Source organism: Actinoplanes sp. CA-131856 (assembly GCF_050956135.1).
In the GTDB taxonomy this organism is placed as follows: domain Bacteria; phylum Actinomycetota; class Actinomycetes; order Mycobacteriales; family Micromonosporaceae; genus Actinoplanes.
Genome location: NZ_CP191849.1, coordinates 7,040,511 through 7,057,985, shown reverse-complemented (window position 1 = coordinate 7,057,985; position 17,475 = coordinate 7,040,511). Strand labels below are relative to the sequence as shown.

The window sequence follows — 17,475 nt, the reverse complement described above, 5'->3', positions numbered from 1 at the left end:
TCGCGCAATATGGCCGAATAAGATTCTGTAGAGCGCGATCAACCGAAACGAAATGAGACGAGGAGCCTTGTGGTGGCCGATCAACCGAAGGATCTTCGAGGCCTCGATCACATCGACCGCGAGCTGCTGACGCTGCTCGAGGCCGACGGCCGCATGCCCAACAACGCCCTCGCCGAGCGGGTCGGCATCGCACCCTCCACGTGTCTCACGCGGGTCCGGCGGCTGCGCGAGATCGGCGCGATTCGGGGCTTCCACGCCGACGTCGACCCGGCCTGGATCGGGCGGCCCATCGAAGCGATGATCGCGGTACGGATCCGGTCCGAGTCCCGCGACGCGATCGGCAAGTTCGCCTCGTCGCTGGCCGACATCCCGGCCGTGCGGGATGTCTATTTCGTGTCCGGCTCGTACGACTTCCTCCTGCATGTGGCGACCGCCGACGTCGAGGACCTCCGTGCGGTGATCACCGAGCGCCTGAGCGGAACGCGGCTGATCGCCGGCACCGAGACCTATCTGATCTTCGAGCACCGTCGCGGGCAGGGATGATCCCGGCCTGCACCGGGGTCATCACTCAACAAGTCGCGAGGCCCGCCGACCCTTCTCATAGCCGAGTCAGCTGAAAGGACGGGCGAGATGCCGGACACCCTGGTCGCGGAGGGCGAGCGCCTGGCCGCGCTGCACAGCTACCGCGTGCTGGACACCGCGCCGGAGAGCGACTTCGACGACATCGTGGTGCTGGCCGCCCAGCTCTGCCGGGCGCCCATGGCGGCGATCAGCCTGATCGACGGCGAGCGGCAGTGGCTCAAGTCGCGCATCGGCATCGAGGTGTGCGAGGTCTCGCGCGACCGCTCGTTCTGCGCGCACGCCATGTTCAGCGACGGCGTCATGCAAGTGCCCGACGCCCGGCTCGACCCCCGGTTCCGCGACAACCCGGCCGTCACCGGCGAGCCGAACGTCGTCTTCTACGCCGGCGCGCCGCTGGTCACCGCCTCGGGGCAGGCGCTCGGGGCGCTCTGCGTGATCGGGCACGAGCCCCGGCTGCTGACGCCGGCCGAGGCGGCCGGGCTGCGCACCCTGGCCCGGCATGTCATGGCCCAGCTGGAGCTGAGGCAGTACGCCCGCGGGCTGGACGCGCGGCTGCGCGACGCCGACCGCGTCCGCGACGAGTTCCTGTCCCGGGTCACCCACGAGTTGCGGACGCCGCTCACCTCGATCAACGGCTATCTGGAGCTGCTGGGTGACGGCGCGGCCGCCGACGGCGAGTTCGTGGCCCGGATCCGGCGCAACTCGGAGCGGCTGACCGCGCTGGTCGACGACATGCTGCTGGCGGCGCAGACCGGCCGCAGCGACCTCGTGCTCGACAAGCGTGAGCTGGACCTGGCCGAGATGGCCCGGGCCGCGGTGCGCCGCAACGTGGGGCTGGCCCTGACCCGGTGCCTGGACATCTACGCCGACGCGCCGCTGCCGGTGATGGTCGAGGCCGACGAGGAGCGACTCGGCCAGGTGCTGGAACGGCTGCTGTTGAACGCCGTCAAGTTCACTCAACGCGGGCACATCACCGTGCGAGCTTCCGTGCGCGGGAACGACGCCGTGCTCGAGGTGCGCGACACCGGCATCGGCATGAGCGCCGAGGAGTGCGGCCGTGCGCTGGCGCCGTTCCGCCGCTCGGCCGCCGCCGAGCGCCACGAGGTGCAGGGCGCCGGCCTGGGCCTGAGCATCATCAAGGCGATCGTCGACGGCCACCACGGCCGCATCCGCGTCGAGAGCGAGCCCGGTCGCGGCACGACGATCGTGGTGACGCTGCCACGAGCGTAAATATATAAGTACTGTTACATTGCTCCGGTGGACCTCTTGGACAGCAATCACTGGAGCGATCTTCACGCGCTGCTGGGCGAGCTCGACTCGAACATTTCGGATTTGTACGCCGCAGGCGATATGCCGGAGGTGCGCACACGCTTCGTCGGGCCGTTGATCGCGCTGCACCGGTTCGGGCCGATGACGATCCGCTCGCTGTCGGAGAAGCGCGGCGTGAGCCACTCGGCGATGAGCCAGACGGCGGCCGCCATGACCAAGGCCGGCCTGGTCGAGGCCGTACCCGGCGAGGACGGGCGCACCCGGCCCATCCGGCTCACCACACGGGCCGCCGAGATCATGCCGTTCCTGCTCGCCGAGTGGCGGGCCACCGAGGCCGCCGTGCGGGAGCTCGACGCCGAGTTGCCGTACTCGCTCACGCAGGTCACCGCCGACCTGCGCGAGCTGCTGGCCCGGCGCCCGTTCGCCCGGCGCCTGCGGGACCACCTCGCATGAGGGCGCTGGCCGACCTCAGCCCGCTGCGCGAGAACCGCACCTTCCGGCGGCTGTGGCTGGGCACCACCGCGTCCGGCTTCGGCGGGCAGCTCGGCTCGTTCGCCATCGTCTTCTACATCTGGGACCGCACCCACAGCGCGGCCGTCGTGGGTCTCGTGGGGCTGGCCATCGGCGTACCCCTGATCGCCCTGGCCCTGGCCGGCAGCGCCTTCGTCGACCATGTCGACCGGCGGCTGCTCACGATGCGCTGCACCGTGGCGCAGATCGTGGTGAGCGCGGCGATGACCTTCGTGGTGTTCACCGACGCCGGTGGTGTGCCCGCGGTCCTGCTGCTCACGGCCGTCCAGTCGGCCATCGGCGGCCTCAACGCGCCCGCCCGCCAGACCTTCGTGCCGGCCCTGCTGAGCGGGGAGCGCCTGGCCGCCGGCCTCGCCCTCAACCACCTCTCGTTCCAGCTCGCCATGCTGGCCGGGCCGGCCACCGCGGGCGCGCTCACCGCCCTGGCCGGCGTCGGCTGGTGCCTCGCCTTCGACACGCTCACCTACGGCTTCGCGCTCTTCGGCGTCGCCGGTCTGCCGCCCGGCGCCCCCGCCTCCGAGGGACGGTCCGGCGTGCGGGCGGTCCGGGCCGGTCTGTCGTACGCCGTCAGGACCCCACAGGTGCGAGGGGCGCTGCTGGCCGACCTCGCGGCCACGGTGCTCGCCATGCCCTTCGCCCTGTTCCCGGTCATCAACCAGGAGAAGTTCGGTGGCCGCCCCGAGGTCCTCGGCCTGTTCGCCACGGCGGTCGCGGTCGGCGGCGTGCTCGCCTCGGTGCTCTCCGGCCTGGCCACCCGATACGCCCACCCGGGCCGGTTGCTGCTGGCGTGCGGCGCGGTCTGGGCGGTGACGCTGGGCCTGGCCGGTCTGAGCACCAGCCTGTACGCGGTGCTGGGCTTCCTCGCCGTGGCCGGCTTCGCCGACACGTGGGCCGTGGTGTCACGCGGAACCGTCGTCCAGGGCTCCACACCGGACGCCTACCGGGGCCGGGTGGCCGCCCTGGAACACATCGCCGGCGCGGCCGGCCCTCACCTCGGCAACCTGCGGGCCGGCCTGGTCGCGTCGCTGACCTCGGGCGGCGCCGCCCTGGCCATCGGCGGGGCGCTGGGCGTGCTGGGAACGGCGGCGATCGCCCTGTCCGTACCGGCCCTGCGCCGTTACCGCATTCCCACTTGACCGCCGTGCCACCATCCTCGGCGTGGGATCAGACGCGAGGATCTACGTCTTCGACTACGACCGCTACCGCGCCGAGGTCGTGCCCGGGTTGCTGGCGCTGTTCCGCGGCGGCCCCCTGCCGCCCTGGCCGGCCGGGCTGCCCGGAAGCGAGTGGACCGACATCTGGATCCCGATGGCCGAGCGCATGCGCGCGCAGCCGGTGGATCTGGCGGCGTACTGCCTGTGGCTCAGCGAGGATCTCTCCTATCTGGGCAATCAGCCGGTGATGCGCCCGGAGGGCGCCCGCCCGTGGCTGCGGTGCCCGTCGACCACCTGCCCCGAGCGTTCCCGGTGCTCCTTCCACGCCGGTGCCGAGCAGGAGAACGTGGAGGAGCTGGGCTTCCTGTACGCGGCCTGGGTCGTCCTGCGGTGCCTGGGCGACGGGCAGTTCGTGGGGCGCTCGGCCCGGCCGTCGGCCTACAAGCCGCTCCTCGAGCATCTGGGCGTGCCCGCGGACGATCCGATCCGGCGGCACCTGGACGCGCTCGACGTCCGTGGCGCCGTGCTCGGATTCGAGTTCGAGAACACAGCGGGGACGTACGGCTGGCTCACCCCGCCTGAGACCACCGACCTGGCCGCCCGCCTCGACCGGCTCGATCTGCCCCGCTACGAGCCCACGTTCGCCGCCGCGTCGGACGCCTTCGGTGGCTTCCACTCCGGCCCGCTGTCCGGCGAGTTCGACTGGCCGGCCCTGACCCTGTCGTTCGTCCGCACGGTGTCCACCATCGCCGCCACATCGGGTCAGGGGGTCCTGTGGGGCGGCGACCTGTACCCGGATTCCTGGCGCGAACTGCTCAGCCTGCCCGGCTGAAATCGGCTGGCCGTCCGGAGCCGTTTCGGCGAGCATTCAGCTGTGATCAACAGTGCGGTGGCGGCTTTGCGGGGCTTGGCGATGGGCGACGCCTTCGGGGGCACCTGGTTCCGCCGCCGCTTCGCCGAGGACAACCTGAGGCCCGGCCCGTGGCGCTGGACCGACGACACGGCCATGGCGATCGTGCTGCTCCGGCACCTGGAGGAGCACGGGACGGTCGACCGGGACGCGCTGGCCGCCGGCTTCGCCCTGGCGTACGAGGACGACCCGTACCGCCACTACGGCTCGGGGATGCACGAGGTGCTGCCGGCGCTCGGCGCGGGCGAGCCGTGGTTCGAGGTCACCCACCGTCAGTTCGACGGCAAGGGCTCGTGGGGCAACGGCGCCGCCATGCGGGTCGCGCCGCTCGGCGCCTTCTTCGCCGACAACCTCGATCAAGTGCGGACCGAGGCCGTACGGTCGTCGCAGGTGACCCACGCCCACCCCGAAGCCGCCGCGGGTGCGGTGGCGGTCGCGCTGGCCGCCGCCCTCAACGTGAACGAACGCCTGGACCTCTCCGAGATCGCCGGCCGGGTCGGCGGAACCGAGGTGGGCCGGGGCCTGCGCCAGGTCGCCGCCCTCGACACCGACCCTCGGAAGGTAGCGGCCGTCGTCGGTTGCGGGCGGCGCATGTCGGCGCCGGACACGGTGCCGTTCGCGTTGTGGTGCGCGGCCCGGCACCCCGGCGATCTGGCGGCGGCGCTGTGGGCCACGGCCAGCGCCGGCGGCGACGTGGACACGACATGCGCGATCGCGGGCGGCGTGGTCGGCGCCCGCACCGGCGTCGACGGCCTGCCCGCGGAGTGGCTGGCCGCGGCCGAGCCGGCGATCTAGTCGAAGCTCAGGTACATCAGATGCAGGCCCACCCGGCCCAGGGCCGGGTGGGCGAACGCGCCCGGCACGGTACCCAGGATCTCGAAGCCCAGGCGCTGGTAGACCGACACGGCGGCGTGGTTCGACGCGGCTACGGCGTTGAACTGCATTCCGGCGTACGTCTGGGAACGCGCCCAGGAGATCGCGTCGCGGCAGAGAAGCGTGCCCACCCCGCGGCCTCGCGCCCCGGCCGCGACCATGAAGCTGGCGGTGGAGACGTGCGCACCCGGACCGGGACGGTTGGGGCCCATCTTGGCGGTGCCGAGCACCAGGCCGGAGGAGTCGTCCACGGCCACCACCGTGCGGCCCGGCGGCGGCTCGATCCAGACGGCGCGGGCCGTCTCCTCGGACATCCCGGGGTCGTACGTGAAGGTGTCGGCCGCCTCGACCACGTCGCGGATGATCGGCCAGACCGCGGGCCAGTCGTGATCTTCGAAGTCTCGCACTCGCACGCGACGACGGTAACGGCGTCACCACCGCGCCGCGACCGCATTAGGGCAGGCTGCGCGGGACAGGTACTTTGTGTCGGGCGCGACCTCCGATCGCGCGGAGGAAGGTGCCAGGCGATGACGACCGAGCGGAACAGGGCGACGGGGCGGCCGACGCTGGAAGAGGTCGCCGCGCGGGCCGGTGTGGGCCGCGGGACGGTGTCACGCGTGGTCAACGGCTCGGCGCAGGTGAGCCCACGCGCCCGGCAGGCCGTCGAAGAGGCGATCCAGGAGCTGGGCTACGTGCCCAACCGGGCCGCCCGCACGCTCGTCACCCAGCGGACCGACTCGATCGCGCTGGTCATCTTCGAGTCGGGGGAGCGGTTCTTCGCCGAGCCGTTCTTCGGGCGGATCGTGCAGGCGACGTCGTCGGTGCTGGTGGCCCGCAACCTCCAGATGGTCCTGATGATCGCGCAGGCGCCGGAGGAGAGGCGCCGCCTGGAGGGCTACCTGACCCGCCAGCACGTGGACGGTGCGCTGCTTCTCTCACTGCACGGCGACGACCCACTGCCGGCGGTGCTCGAGGAGCGAGGGGTGGCCACGGTCCGTGCGGGGCGTCCCACGTACGCCGACAGGGGCTCCTACGTCGACGCGGACAACCGGGGCGGCGCGCGGGAAGCGGTGTCCTATCTCTGGTCGCGCGGCCGACGGCGGATCGCGGCGATCACGGGCCCGCTCGACATGGCGGCCGGCATCGGCCGGCTCGAGGGCTACCGCGACGTGGTCGGCGACGGCCCGGTGGCGTTCGGCGACTTCAGCGAGGAGAGCGGCGCCGCGGCGATGTACCGGTTGCTGGAGCAGTACCCGGACCTGGACGCGGTCTTCGCCGCCTCGGACATGATGGCGGCCGGCGCCCTGCGGGTGCTGAGGCAGCACGGCCGCCGGGTGCCGGAGGACGTCGCGGTCATCGGCTTCGACGACTCGGTGATCACCCGCCACACCGAGCCGTCCTTGACCAGCGTCGACCAGCCCATCGCCGAGATGGGCCGTGAGATGGTCCGCCTGCTGCTGGCCAAGATCGACGGCGACGAGCCGGCCGACACCCAGATAGTCCTCCCGACCCGCTTGGTGATCCGCGGCTCGGCCTGACCCGCCCGCGCCGTCGGCCAGCGCGGCCAGGGCGATAGGTGGCGTGGTCGCCGGGAGCGCGGTTGTGAGCCGCGCGGGGGCGCGCGGCGGTCGGGGCGCGCGGCGGTCGGGGCGCGAGGCGGTCGGGGCGCGAGGCCTAGGGGGTCACAAGGTGCGGGCGGCCCGGTCGACGTCGGCCAGGCGGGAGCGGAGCAGGGCGGCCTGGGACGAGGAGACGCTGCCCTCGCCGGCGCGGTCGTTGATTTTGCGGCGCAGGGCGTCCACCTGATCGCCCGCGTTGTCGCCGGAGCGGGTCAGGGGCTGGAGCAGGTTCAGCAGGTCGGTGGCCACGTCGGAGCGGATGTCGCCGCCGGCGGCGCCGCGCTCGACGGCCGCGCGGAAGCGGCTCACGGCGTCGTCGAAGCTGAGCGTGGGCGTCGGCTTCGGAGTGGGCGAGGACGACGTCGGCGGCGGTGTGGTCGTGGTCGGCGCGACGGTCTCCGGCGTGGTCGTGACCACCACGGGCGGTGGGGGCAGCTCCGGGCTGGCGTCGATCTTCTCGTTCGACGGCCAGTTGATCACGGCGAAGGAGCCGGCCAGCGCCGCGACCAGAGCGGTGACACCCACGATCAGAGCCAACCGGCGCGGCGGCTGCTTGGTCAGAGCCAGAGTCGTGGCAGGCGCCCGACCCCGGGCGCCAGGCCCACCCGCGCCTGCCCGGCCCGCGCCCGCTGCCCTCACGCCCGCGGATGCGTCAGCTGCGGTGGTGGCGCGGCGGGCGGAGGGCACAGCTCGGCCCGCCGCGTATCCCGGCGCCGAGTCGCGGGTCTCGCCGGGCGCAAAAGGCTCATTCCGGGCGGGCGTGGCGGAGGTGGGGAAGTCGCGGGACGGAGCTGACGTGGAATGCCCGTGGAAAGCGGAGGGCGGAAACGCGGGAGAGATCGAGGGCGTACGCGAGGCCGAGGCCGCAGTGGTGGCGGGAAAGGCGGACCGGGAAGGCGCAGCCTGCGTGGGCCGGTCGCTGGTGGGGAGGGAACGCGCCGGCTCCGGCTTCAGCCATAGGGCGGTCAAGTCGAAGCGGACCTCGGCCGCGGTCGGGCGGGCCTCGGGGGACTCGTCGAGGCAGCGGCCGACCAGGTCGCGGAAGGCCACGGGCAGGTCGGCGGGCAAGGGGCTCGGGCCTTTTCCGGCTCGGGCCTCGGCCAGCTCCTCCCACGTGTCCACCGGGTAGGGCGGATCGCCCGTCACCATCTCGAACAGGAGCACGCCCAGGCCGTAGACGTCGGTGGCCGGCTCGGACGGCATGCCGTCCAGGCGTTCCGGAGCCACGTAGGCCGGTGTGCCGAACGTCGATCCTGACTCGTCGTCGTCCGGCTCGCCGGCCGTGGCGCTGATGCCGAAGTCCAGGATCTTCACGCCGGTCGGGGTGAGCATCACGTTGCCGGGCTTGATATCGCGGTGGACCACCCCGGACGCGTGCGCCGCGGCCAGCGCGTCGGCCACCGCCGCGCCGATGCGGGCCGCCTCGGGCAGGCCGATCGGCTCCCGTTCCAGGCGGGCCGCCACCGACTCGCCCGCCAGCAGCTCCATCACCACGAACGGCGTCACCGAACCGTCCGGGCGCACCGCCTCGCGATAATCGTGCACCGCCGCGATGTTCGGGTGTTGCAGCTTCGCCGCCATGCGGGCCTCGCGCCACACCACCTGCGCGCCCAGCGGCAGCTTCACCGCGACCGGGCGCGCCAGCAGCTCGTCGTCCGCGCGCCAGATCTGCGACATGCCGCCGATCTCGAGGAGCTCGGCCAGGCGGTACCGCGAAGCGAGCAGGCTTCCCGCAATCGGCCACTCATCGCTCACGAGGGAACATTCGCCCGGATTCCGACGGGTGTCAACTCGTGTGATTCGCCGACTACCAGGCGTGCTGGTCGACCTCGAGCGCTACGTAGTCGAGGTCGCCGGCGTAGTAGTCGCAGCCGACGTCGACCTGGTCGCAGTCAGTCTTGCCGCCGATCGCCACCGGCCACGAGTTGGCGATCGCGCCGGTCCAGCCGTAGCGGCCGGCGACCGAGCGCCCGTCGATGGACAGGAACACGCCGTCGTCGGTCCGCTCGCAGCGCACCGTGTGCCAGCGCCCGTCGTTGATCGCCTTGGGCGCGGTCACCAGCAGGGCCGTCGAGGAGCCCCGGAACCAGCACTGGACCTTGCCGTTCGGAATCTGGATCTTGTAGCTGCCGCCGGCGACCGTGGCCTGGCCCTTCTGGATGATGTTGCCGAAGTGCTCGCGGGTGCGCAGCCGCACGGTGATCGCGTAGTCGCGGGTGCCGGGGTCGAGCTCGGCGCTGTCGGGCACGAGCGCCAGATGACCCGGGTGGGTGGGCGGGGTGTCGGGTTCGAGGCGGTCGAAGCGGAAGCCGTAGCTGTTGTCGGTGCGCAGGCCGAGGCCGATGTCGCGGCCGATCCGGCCGTGGAGGCCGTGCCCGCTCCCGTCGCGCATCGTTGAGGAACCGGGAGCCTCGTTCATGCCCCAGAAGGCGATCTCGTGCTGGGCCGAGGCGGAGGCCGGCGCCGCGACGGAGGCGACGGCCCCGAGGGCCGCCACGGAGATCATCCAAAAGTGCCTTTTCTTCATGGTAATCCCCGTTGGCGCTCTATATCCGTTTTGACGGTTTGAGTGTACGCATGGGAGAGCCATCCCCGAGGGTGAAGCTTCAACAAGCGACCGGATGACATGATGTGCGTGATGGCGCGCTTCGGGGCAAGGACGTTCGAGGAGGCCGGTGAGGCCCGCGTGGTCCTCTCCGGCGACTGCGACCTTTCCGTACGGGATGATCTGCTCGCCGCCCTCACCGCCGCCGTCGACCGTCACCGGCGCGTCGTGGTCGATCTCGCCCAGGTCGGCTTCCTCGACTCCACCGGCGTCCACGGCCTGGTCACCGCCCATCACGCCGCCCTCGCGCGCGGCGGCCGCCTGATCGTGGCCAACGCGAAGGGTGCGGTCGCCGCCGTCCTCGACATCACCGGCGTCGCCGGCCTGCTGGCCGAGCCCGCCCCGCCGGCCGTGGAACGCGGGCCCGGCGGATGACCGCCGAGGCCACCTATCACGAGCCCGGCGACCTGGCCCCGTTGCGCGACTTCGTGCGGCAGCACGCCACCGCGCTGGGCCTGCCCGGCAGCCGCGCCGATCTGCTCACCCTCGCGGTCAGCGAGCTTGCCACCAACACGCTGCAGCATGCCGTGGGCGGTGGTGTGGTGCGCCTGTGGGCGTCGAACGGCCGGGTCTACTGCGACGTCATCGACGGCGGCCCGTTGCGCGCCTTCGGCCGCGCCATGCCGGCCGCCGACGCCCCGCGCGGGAGAGGTCTGGCCATCGTCGAGCGCATCTGCGACGAGGTGGATGTGGAGGCCGCGGAGCGGGGCACCCGCGTACGGCTGGCCCTGGACCTCAAAGAACTTTGACCAGCACCGTGCAGGTGTCGTCGTCCGGGCTCGGCCGGTTGATCGTGGTCACCGCGGGCAGCGTGCCGGTGGCCGCGGCGAGCGCGCCGAGCACTCCCGGCAGCAGCGGCGGTCCGTCGCGCCGTTCCACCAGCCCGTCCGTGTAGAGCAGCAGAAGATCTCCAGGGTCAAGGGCCAGGGTCATTGTCCCGTACGCCGCCTCGCCGTCGGCGCCGAGCAGCATGCCCACCGGAAGCTCGAGCGGCCGCGCGCACCCGCCCCGGGCCAGCACCGGCGGCGCGTGCCCGGCCCGGCCCCAGGCCAGCGACCGGCTCGCCGGGTCGAAGACGCCGAGCACGGCCGTACCGGTCAGCCGCAGCTGACCGCACAGCCGGTTCAGGTGGCGCAACAGCAGCGCCGGGTCGTGCACCCCGATCGACAGCCAGGCGATCAGCGCGAACCGCAGATGAGCCATCCCGCTCGCCGCGGCCAGCCCGTGCCCGGCCACGTCGCCCACGGCCAGCAGCACGCGCCCGTCGGTGAGCTCCTGAGCGTGATACCAGTCGCCGCCGACCTGGGCCGTGCTCTCGGCCGGCAGATAGTCGACACGCACCTGAAGGCCGGGCAGCGGGAACGGCTCGCGCGGCACCGGCTGGATCATCTGCTGGAGCTGACCGGCCAGGCGGTGCTCGGCGATCGCTGTCATCTCGCGGGTGCGCAGCTGGTCGCGGAGCCGCTCGATGGCCGTGCGCGAGCTCTCCCGGGCGGTCACGTCCTGCACCACCGCGTTGATCTTCAACGGCCGGCCGCCGGCGTCGGTGGTGACGTCGGAGAGGATCCGCAGGTGCTTGACCCCGCGGCCGACGGTGAAGCGGACCGTCACGTCGGCCGGCCCGCCGCTGTCCATGCTCTGCCAGGCCGTCTCGGCGATGCCGCGGTCCTCGGGCAGCATCGCGGCCGCCTGGTCGGCCCGCGACATCGGGCCGAGCGCCGGGTCCCGCTCGAAGATCCGGTACATGCCCGGCGACCAGTCGCTGGCCCCGGTCATCAGGTCGAACTCGGTCCAGCCGAGGCTGCCGAGCAGCTCGGTGTTGGCCATCCGGCGGCGGTCCTCGTCGAGGCGCTGCCACCAGACCAGCAGGCCGCCGAGCACGGGGTGCACGGTGACGTCGAACAGGGAGTGGGCGACGACGCCGGCCTGTTTCTCGTCGTAGCGGAACTCCCCGAGCTCGCGGGGCTCGCCGGTGCGCAGGACGTCGAGGTAGATCTGCCAGAGCTCGCCGCCGACGATGCTCGGGTAGAGCTCGCTGAGCAGACGGTCGACCCGGCTCGTGCCCCGGCGGTAGATGTCGCGGCCCCGCCCGCTCGTGGCGCCGACCCGGAAGTCACGGACGGCGCCGTCCTCGGCGCGCACGGGCAGCAGCCAGGAGCATCCCACCGGGATGACGGCGAGCATCTCCTGGACGACCCGGGCCACCTCGTCGCCGGCCATGCGCTCAGGGTAGAGGGCGGCGACGCACGCCCGGTGCGGCGGGGACATCCGACGGCGCCAAGACCTCGCGAACCACCAGCTCAGCTTGGTAGCATCCCGCGACTCTCGAGGTTCGGAGGTCTTACCCCGTGTCCGACAACAACCGCATGAAGGATCGTGTCAAAGTGCTGCTCAATGGGACGTCAACGGACAGCCAGACCTCGGAGCACGCCCTCGTCGCCCCGACGCAGCAGGCACAGGCGGCGCAGGCCCAGGGCCAGAACGGCGCGGCCGCCCAGCCGGGTCAGCCCGCCCAGCCGGGTCAGCCCGGTCAGCCGGGCCAGCCGGGTCAGCACCCCAACCAGGCCCTGCAGGTCCTGACCCTGGCCCAGCGCACCGCCGAGGAGCACGTCGCGCGGGCCCACCACCAGGCCGACAAGATCCGCACCGATGCGCTGGCCGCGGCCGAGCAGATCGCCCGCGACGCGCAGGTGCACGCGCACAACGTGCGCCGCGAGGCCGAGAAGATCCTCTCCGACGCCCGGGCCGCGGCCGAGCAGATCGCCCGCGACTCGCACGCCCGCACCGAGGAGGCCCGCCGCAACGCGGAGAAGATCCTCTCCGAGGCCCGCTCGCAGTCGGAGTCGGTGGCCCAGGACGCGCAGGCCAACGCCGACCACCTCAACCAGCAGGCCCGCCAGCGCTACGACGACGTCGTGGGCAGCCTGGGCAGCAAGCGCGAGGCGCTCCAGCAGCAGATCGAGGCGCTGGAGTCGTTCGACCGGGAGTACCGGGCCCGGCTCACCACCTTCATGCAGGGCCAGCTGCGCGCCCTCTGGGTCGACCAGCCCCAGGTCACCGGCGACCTGCCCGAGCAGCAGCCCGAGGCCGGCCCTCGCCACGGCGCCCCCGACGACCGCGACGACGCCGTCCCGGCCCAGCGCCACAGCGAGGAGGACCAGGTCGACGAGGACGACGAGGCTCAGGCCGAGCGGTAGGTCTGACCGTTCGGGGTAGTTCTTCTCTCCCGGCCCCCGGGTTTCACTGAGAGTGTGGAGACCGGGAGGCTGCGGGTCGACTCGGGCACGGTCGAGGTGAGATCCGGCGACGGCCGGGTCGTGACCGCGCCCGTGGTCCGCGGCGGCCGGCTCGCCGAGCGGCTCCGCGACCTGCGCCGCGCCCGCCGGCTGGCCGGCACCGGGGTGGTCGCGCGGTCGGCCGCGCCGGTGGACGAGGCGCTGCGCGCGGCCGGGGTGGAGCTGGCCCGGTCCTACGCGCCGGGCGCGGCCGGCGAGGCTCTGCGCGAGCTGGCCGAGCACGATCTGCTGCTCGAAGTGCGCGCGGACGAGGACCTGCCCTGGGAGGCGCTGGTCGTTCCGGGCTCCGGGCAGCCGCTCGGGCTCCATCCGAACGTGCGGATGTTCCGCTCGGCCCCCGGCGGCGCCTACGCCACCGGCACGATGCCCGGTCCGCTGAGGATCCTCGCCACGGGCGACCTCGAGCGGTTGCTCGACGTGGTCGAGCCCAGCGCCCGCCTGCGCGTCTTCGACCGGGACGGCGACGAGCCGGTGCACGTGGTCCACCTCGGCGACGAGGAGTGGCTGCCCGGCGAGAACCGCCCGGGGCTCGTCGTCGTGGCCGGCCACGACCGGGTCGCCGAGCTGCTGACGGCCGGTGTGCCTCAGGTCCTGGCACTGACCGACGGTGATGCCACGCGTTTCCTCGGCCACTTCTACCAGCTGCTCACGGGCCTTCCGTCGGTGCCGGACGCGGTCGCCGGCGCACGCCGGCTCACCGGCGGCACCGAATGGAACGCGCCCGTTCTGTACTGCCTGGGTGCACCCGCGCCGCTGCTTGGAGTTACGGTGACCGATATGGACGAGCCCGAGGGGTTCGTCGGCCGCCGCGACGACCTGCGAACCCTGCTGGAGGCCGTGCGCCGGCCCGGTCACGCCGGGGTGGTGCTGCACGGCCTCGGCGGCATGGGCAAGAGCAGCCTGGCCGGCGAGCTGGTGCGCCGGCTCGGCGACGACGCCGGCCTCGTGGTGCGGGTCAGCGGCACCGACACCGGCGAGCAGATCCTCGACACGTTCGGCCGGCTGCTGGCCGGCGAGCCGTCGGTGTCCCGGACGGCCGCCGAGGACCGGCGGCGCCGGCTCGCGGCCTATCTGCGCACGCCCGACGAGTTCTGGCGCGACCGGCTGGCCACGGCGTTCGCCGTGCTCGGGTCGCGGCCGGTCACCCTGGTCGTCGACGACTTCGCGGTCGACGAGCGGGCCCGCCGGGCGGAACTGCGGGCCGAGCCGGCCGACCTGGGGCTGGCCGCGTTCCTGGCCCGCTGGATCCGCGAGCCGGGCCCGCACCGGGTGGTGATCACCAGCCGGCTTCCGTTCACCCTGCCCGGCAACCTCCACAAGCGGCTCACCGAGCACCACCTCGGCCCGCTCACCGAGGCCGAGGCCCGGGTGCTGGCCTCACGCCTGCCCGCGCTGGCCGGTCTCACGCCGGCCGAGCAGCGCCGGGCCTGGGCCGGCGCCGGCGGCCATCCGCGCACCCTGGAGCACCTCGACGCGCTGCTGCGCCGCAGCCCGGCCGGGTTCGCCTCGGTGGCCGGGCGGCTCGAGTCGCTGCTGGCCCGGCAGGGCGTGCCCGAGCCGGGCCGCTGGGCGGCCGACCTGCGATCGGCCGGCGCCGACGACCGCCGGGCCGGCCTGGCCCTGGCCGAGGCGATCGCCACCACCGTCAACGACGCCGTGCTGAGCGACCTGCTCGCTCTGCTCGACGACGACTGCCGGCGGCTGCTGATCGGCGCCGCCGTCTATCGCCGCCCGGCCGACGAGCCGGCGCTGGTGCGCCAGAGCGCGCTGCCCGGCCTGCCCGACGGTCTCGACACGCTTGCCGGACTCGGGCTGGTCAGCGAGGTCGCCGACGAGGACGGGGTGCGGCACACCGTTCATCCGTGGACCGCGGCGTCGGTGGCCCGGCTCCATCCCGAGGAGACGGCGGCGGCGCACGGCCGCGCGGCCGATTACTACCGTCACCGCGTACGCCCGAGGGACAGCGACCCGGTGGCCGACCTGGACGACCTCATCGAGGCCCGGCAGCATCTGTTCCGGGCCGGGCGGGTGGACGAGGCGATCCGGCTCAGTTTCCTGGTGCGCGAGCGCCTGGACATGTGGTCGGCCTGGGACTGGGCCCGCGCGGTGTGCGAGGAGACCCTCGGCTGGGTCGAGCCGGACAGCGGCGACGCCGCGAGCCTGCTGCACTACCTCGGTCTGCTGGCCCACCGCAGGGGCGAGACGGCGGAGTCCGAACGCCTGCTCGGCCGCGCCCTGTCGGTGGCCGAGACGGCCGGCGACCGCGCGCAGCAGGCGACGATCGGCCACAAGCTGAGCCGGCTGGCCGAGGACCGGGGCGACCACGCCGCCGCCGAGCGGCGCCTGCGGCAGGCCCTGCTGCTCGACGCCGAGAACGGCAACCGGACCGGCCTGGCCACCGGGCAGCACCGGCTGGCCCTGCTCTGCACCCTCACCAACCGCCTCAGCGAGGCCGTCGCCCTGCACTGCCAGGCGCTGGCCATCGAGATCGCGCTGGGCCTGCCCGACGCCCGCCTCGAGGTCGCCGACCTGGCCCGCCTGCGCGCCGCCCTGGGCGAGGACGACTTCCGCCGCGCGGTGACCGCCGTCCTGCCCGAGGAGTCGGTCAGCGGCCTGGCCCGCCTGCTCGACGACTTCGCCACGGCTGCCGAGAGCCGCCACAACTAGGGTTCGCTCAGTCCAGCGACTGGCGCAGGGCGGTCAGGAGCTGGTTCTTGCTGAACGGCTTCTCGACCAGTGTGACGTCGGGGTCGAGGGTGCCCTGGGAGGCCAGGACCGGGCGGGCGTATCCGGACATGAACAGCACGGCGGTGCCGGGGCGGGCCTCGGCGAACCGCTCGGCCAGGTCCTTGCCGAGCATGTGGGGCATGACCACGTCGGTGAGCAGGACGTCGATCGGTCCCTCGTACGCCTCGGCCAGGGCCAGCGCGGCCGGGCCGTCCGAGGCGATCAGCACGTTGTGACCGGCGCCGGCCAGGATCCGGCGCAGCACGTCGCGCAGGGCCGGCTCGTCCTCGACGGCCAGGATCGTGCCGCGGCGGTAGTCGGTGGGCGGCGCGGCCGGGGTCTCGGCCTCGGCCGGCGCGGCGTCGGTGGTGGGCAGCAGGATGGTGAAGGTGGTGCCCATGCCGGGCTCGGAGTAGACGTTGAGGTCGCCGCCGGCCGCCGTGACGATGCCGTAGACGGTGGCCAGGCCGAGGCCGGTGCCCTTGCCGGCCGGCTTGGTCGTGTAGAACGGCTCGAAGGCCCGCTCGATCACCTCGGGCGGCATGCCGGTGCCGGTGTCGCTGACCCGCAGCCGCACATATCGGCCCGGGCGCAGATGCGGCCGGCCCGAGGCGTAGTCGGCGTCGACGTAAAGCACCTCGGTCTCCAGGGTCAGCTCGCCGCCGCGCGGCATCGCGTCGCGGGCGTTCACCGCCAGGTTCACCAGCACCTGGTCGAGCTGGCCGGGGTCGGCGGTCACCGACGGCAGGTCCGGGGCCAGGCGCACGGACAGGGTGATGTGCTCGCCGATCGAGCGCCGCAGCATCTGCTCGATGTCGGTGACCACGTCGTTGATGTCGAGCGGTCGCGGGCGTACCACCTCGCGGCGGGCGAAGGCGAGCAGCTGGTGGGTCAGGTCGGCGCCGCGCTGGGCGGCCTTGGAGATCTGCTCGGCGTCGCCGGCGATCTCGGTGAGCCCGGCGTCGGCCGCCGCCTCGGCGATGAAGGTGGCGTAGTTGGCGATCACCGCGATGAGGTTGTTGAAGTCGTGGGCCACCCCGCCCGCGAGCTGGCCCAGCCCTTCCAGCCGCTGGGCCCGCTGCAGCTGCGCCTCCATGCGGGCCCGGTCGGCCTCGGCCTGGAGCTGCCGGTAGCGGTCGTCGGCGCGGATGCGGTCGGTGATGTCGCGGATCACCGCGCACCGCATCCGGCCCTCCTCGGTCGGCAGCACGCTCATCGACACCTCGACCGGTACGGTGCCGCCGTCGATGCGGTGGGCCAGGGTGGGTGTGGGCGGCGTGCCGGGCGCGAGCAGCTCGGCCGGCGACTCGTCGGCGTCCATGGGCGGCGCCGGGTCGTCCGGCAGCGAGGGCGAGAGCAGCTGGGCCACGTCGCGGCCGATCAGCCCGTTGCGGGTCAGGCCGAACAGCAGCTCGGCCTGGGTGTTGGACAGGGTGATGCGCCCGTCGTCGCCGACGCCCACGAACGCGTCCGGCGCCGCCTCCAGCAGGGCCTGAAGGCTCGACTCGAGCCGCTCGCGGGCGCTGGTGGCGCGGGCGATCACGGTGAAGCCCAGCAGGTCGCCGTCGTCGCCGGCCAGCGGCGACATGCTGAGGGTGACCGGGACCCAGTGGCCGTCGCGGTGCCGGCGCCGGGTGCGGAAGCGCTCCATGCGGGCCCCGGCCTCGATCAGGCCGAACATCTCGCGCTGGTCGGCCCGCCGGTCGGGCGCCACCAGCAGGTCGAGGTCGCGGCCGACGATCTCCTCGGGCGGATATCCGAGAAGCGCCTCGGCGGCCGGGTTCCACGAGAGGATGGTGTAGTCGCGCCCGACCGTGTAGATCGCGTCGTGGGCCGAGCCGACGATGGCCCGCAGCAGGCCGACCTGCTCGGGCAACCCGGATTTATCGCGCGATCGGACCATATGACG

16 protein-coding genes are annotated in these 17,475 nt (G+C 73.3%); 11 read left to right on the top strand and 5 right to left on the bottom strand.

From position 1 onward, the window contains the following. Window positions 1-72 precede the first annotated feature (72 nt). The 6 genes from ACQP2X_RS32725 to ACQP2X_RS32700 all read left to right on the top strand — a co-directional run bounded on the left by ACQP2X_RS32725 (window position 73) and on the right by ACQP2X_RS32700 (window position 5,241). The gene (locus ACQP2X_RS32725; protein WP_498688488.1) at window positions 73-543 is read left to right on the top strand and encodes an Lrp/AsnC family transcriptional regulator; all 471 of its coding nucleotides are present in this window, start codon (window positions 73-75) and stop codon (window positions 541-543) included. 87 nt (window positions 544-630) lie between these two features. Further along, window positions 631-1,812: a GAF domain-containing sensor histidine kinase gene (locus tag ACQP2X_RS32720; protein ID WP_498688484.1), complete on the top strand. Its 1,182-nt coding sequence runs from the start codon at window positions 631-633 to the stop codon at window positions 1,810-1,812. A gap of 27 nt (window positions 1,813-1,839) precedes the next feature. Then, the gene (locus ACQP2X_RS32715) at window positions 1,840-2,304 is read left to right on the top strand and encodes a MarR family transcriptional regulator (RefSeq protein WP_498688481.1); all 465 of its coding nucleotides are present in this window, start codon (window positions 1,840-1,842) and stop codon (window positions 2,302-2,304) included. Next, the gene (locus ACQP2X_RS32710) at window positions 2,301-3,518 is read left to right on the top strand and encodes an MFS transporter (protein WP_498688479.1); all 1,218 of its coding nucleotides are present in this window, start codon (window positions 2,301-2,303) and stop codon (window positions 3,516-3,518) included. The genes ACQP2X_RS32715 and ACQP2X_RS32710 overlap by 4 nt, the downstream gene beginning before the upstream one ends. 22 nt (window positions 3,519-3,540) lie before the next feature. Further along, on the top strand, window positions 3,541-4,368 hold the full coding sequence (locus ACQP2X_RS32705; protein ID WP_498688478.1) for a hypothetical protein: 828 nt from the start codon (window positions 3,541-3,543) through the stop codon (window positions 4,366-4,368). 81 nt (window positions 4,369-4,449) lie between these two features. Continuing rightward, the gene (locus ACQP2X_RS32700; protein WP_498701092.1) at window positions 4,450-5,241 is read left to right on the top strand and encodes an ADP-ribosylglycohydrolase family protein; all 792 of its coding nucleotides are present in this window, start codon (window positions 4,450-4,452) and stop codon (window positions 5,239-5,241) included. Here the strand turns inward: ACQP2X_RS32700 and ACQP2X_RS32695 are convergent. Beyond that, on the bottom strand, window positions 5,238-5,732 hold the full coding sequence (locus ACQP2X_RS32695; protein ID WP_498688476.1) for a GNAT family N-acetyltransferase: 495 nt from the start codon (window positions 5,730-5,732) through the stop codon (window positions 5,238-5,240). The two genes, ACQP2X_RS32700 and ACQP2X_RS32695, sit on opposite strands and share 4 nt — an antisense overlap. 114 nt (window positions 5,733-5,846) lie before the next feature. Between ACQP2X_RS32695 and ACQP2X_RS32690 the strand changes: the two genes are divergently transcribed. Then, on the top strand, window positions 5,847-6,857 hold the full coding sequence (locus ACQP2X_RS32690; protein ID WP_498688474.1) for a LacI family DNA-binding transcriptional regulator: 1,011 nt from the start codon (window positions 5,847-5,849) through the stop codon (window positions 6,855-6,857). 144 nt (window positions 6,858-7,001) lie between these two features. Here the strand turns inward: ACQP2X_RS32690 and ACQP2X_RS32685 are convergent, their stop codons facing one another. Both ACQP2X_RS32685 and ACQP2X_RS32680 read right to left on the bottom strand, forming a co-directional pair. Beyond that, complete coding sequence (locus ACQP2X_RS32685) at window positions 7,002-8,693, bottom strand: serine/threonine-protein kinase (protein WP_498688473.1); 1,692 nt, start codon at window positions 8,691-8,693, stop codon at window positions 7,002-7,004. A 52-nt stretch (window positions 8,694-8,745) separates the two neighbouring features. Beyond that, a complete protein-coding gene (locus tag ACQP2X_RS32680) occupies window positions 8,746-9,444 on the bottom strand; it encodes a laminin G domain-containing protein (protein WP_498688471.1) in 699 nt (232 codons plus the stop codon). Window positions 9,445-9,576: 132 nt separating this feature from the next. Here ACQP2X_RS32680 and ACQP2X_RS32675 point away from each other — a divergent pair, with 132 nt between their 5' ends. Both ACQP2X_RS32675 and ACQP2X_RS32670 read left to right on the top strand, forming a co-directional pair. After that, window positions 9,577-9,918: an STAS domain-containing protein gene (locus ACQP2X_RS32675; protein ID WP_498688469.1), complete on the top strand. Its 342-nt coding sequence runs from the start codon at window positions 9,577-9,579 to the stop codon at window positions 9,916-9,918. Then, on the top strand, window positions 9,915-10,292 hold the full coding sequence (locus tag ACQP2X_RS32670) for an ATP-binding protein (protein ID WP_498688468.1): 378 nt from the start codon (window positions 9,915-9,917) through the stop codon (window positions 10,290-10,292). Before ACQP2X_RS32675 ends, ACQP2X_RS32670 begins: the two co-directional genes overlap by 4 nt. Here ACQP2X_RS32670 and ACQP2X_RS32665 read toward each other — a convergent pair. Continuing rightward, on the bottom strand, window positions 10,279-11,763 hold the full coding sequence (locus tag ACQP2X_RS32665) for a PP2C family protein-serine/threonine phosphatase (RefSeq protein ID WP_498688466.1): 1,485 nt from the start codon (window positions 11,761-11,763) through the stop codon (window positions 10,279-10,281). The genes ACQP2X_RS32670 and ACQP2X_RS32665 overlap by 14 nt on opposite strands. Window positions 11,764-11,909: 146 nt before the next feature. Here ACQP2X_RS32665 and ACQP2X_RS32660 point away from each other — a divergent pair, with 146 nt between their 5' ends. After that, window positions 11,910-12,740: a hypothetical protein gene (locus ACQP2X_RS32660; RefSeq protein ID WP_498688464.1), complete on the top strand. Its 831-nt coding sequence runs from the start codon at window positions 11,910-11,912 to the stop codon at window positions 12,738-12,740. 54 nt (window positions 12,741-12,794) lie between these two features. Beyond that, window positions 12,795-15,506, top strand: a complete 2,712-nt coding sequence (locus ACQP2X_RS32655; RefSeq protein WP_498688462.1) for an AAA family ATPase — start codon at window positions 12,795-12,797, stop codon at window positions 15,504-15,506. A gap of 7 nt (window positions 15,507-15,513) precedes the next feature. Here the strand turns inward: ACQP2X_RS32655 and ACQP2X_RS32650 are convergent, their stop codons facing one another. Further along, entirely contained in the window at window positions 15,514-17,469 is a 1,956-nt protein-coding gene (locus ACQP2X_RS32650; RefSeq protein ID WP_498688461.1) for a hybrid sensor histidine kinase/response regulator, read from the bottom strand. Between the last annotated feature and the right edge of the window lie 6 nt (window positions 17,470-17,475).

Coding starts and splice junctions, on each gene's coding strand:
- ACQP2X_RS32720 (WP_498688484.1), top strand. CDS start 631: ATGCCGGACACCCTGGTCGCGGAGGGCGAGCGCCTGGCCGCGCTGCAC.
- ACQP2X_RS32710 (WP_498688479.1), top strand. CDS start 2,301: ATGAGGGCGCTGGCCGACCTCAGCCCGCTGCGCGAGAACCGCACCTTC.
- ACQP2X_RS32700 (WP_498701092.1), top strand. CDS start 4,450: ATGGGCGACGCCTTCGGGGGCACCTGGTTCCGCCGCCGCTTCGCCGAG.
- ACQP2X_RS32690 (WP_498688474.1), top strand. CDS start 5,847: ATGACGACCGAGCGGAACAGGGCGACGGGGCGGCCGACGCTGGAAGAG.
- ACQP2X_RS32680 (WP_498688471.1), bottom strand. CDS start 9,444: ATGATCTCCGTGGCGGCCCTCGGGGCCGTCGCCTCCGTCGCGGCGCCG.
- ACQP2X_RS32675 (WP_498688469.1), top strand. CDS start 9,577: ATGGCGCGCTTCGGGGCAAGGACGTTCGAGGAGGCCGGTGAGGCCCGC.
- ACQP2X_RS32670 (WP_498688468.1), top strand. CDS start 9,915: ATGACCGCCGAGGCCACCTATCACGAGCCCGGCGACCTGGCCCCGTTG.
- ACQP2X_RS32665 (WP_498688466.1), bottom strand. CDS start 11,763: ATGGCCGGCGACGAGGTGGCCCGGGTCGTCCAGGAGATGCTCGCCGTC.
- ACQP2X_RS32660 (WP_498688464.1), top strand. CDS start 11,910: ATGAAGGATCGTGTCAAAGTGCTGCTCAATGGGACGTCAACGGACAGC.
- ACQP2X_RS32650 (WP_498688461.1), bottom strand. CDS start 17,469: ATGGTCCGATCGCGCGATAAATCCGGGTTGCCCGAGCAGGTCGGCCTG.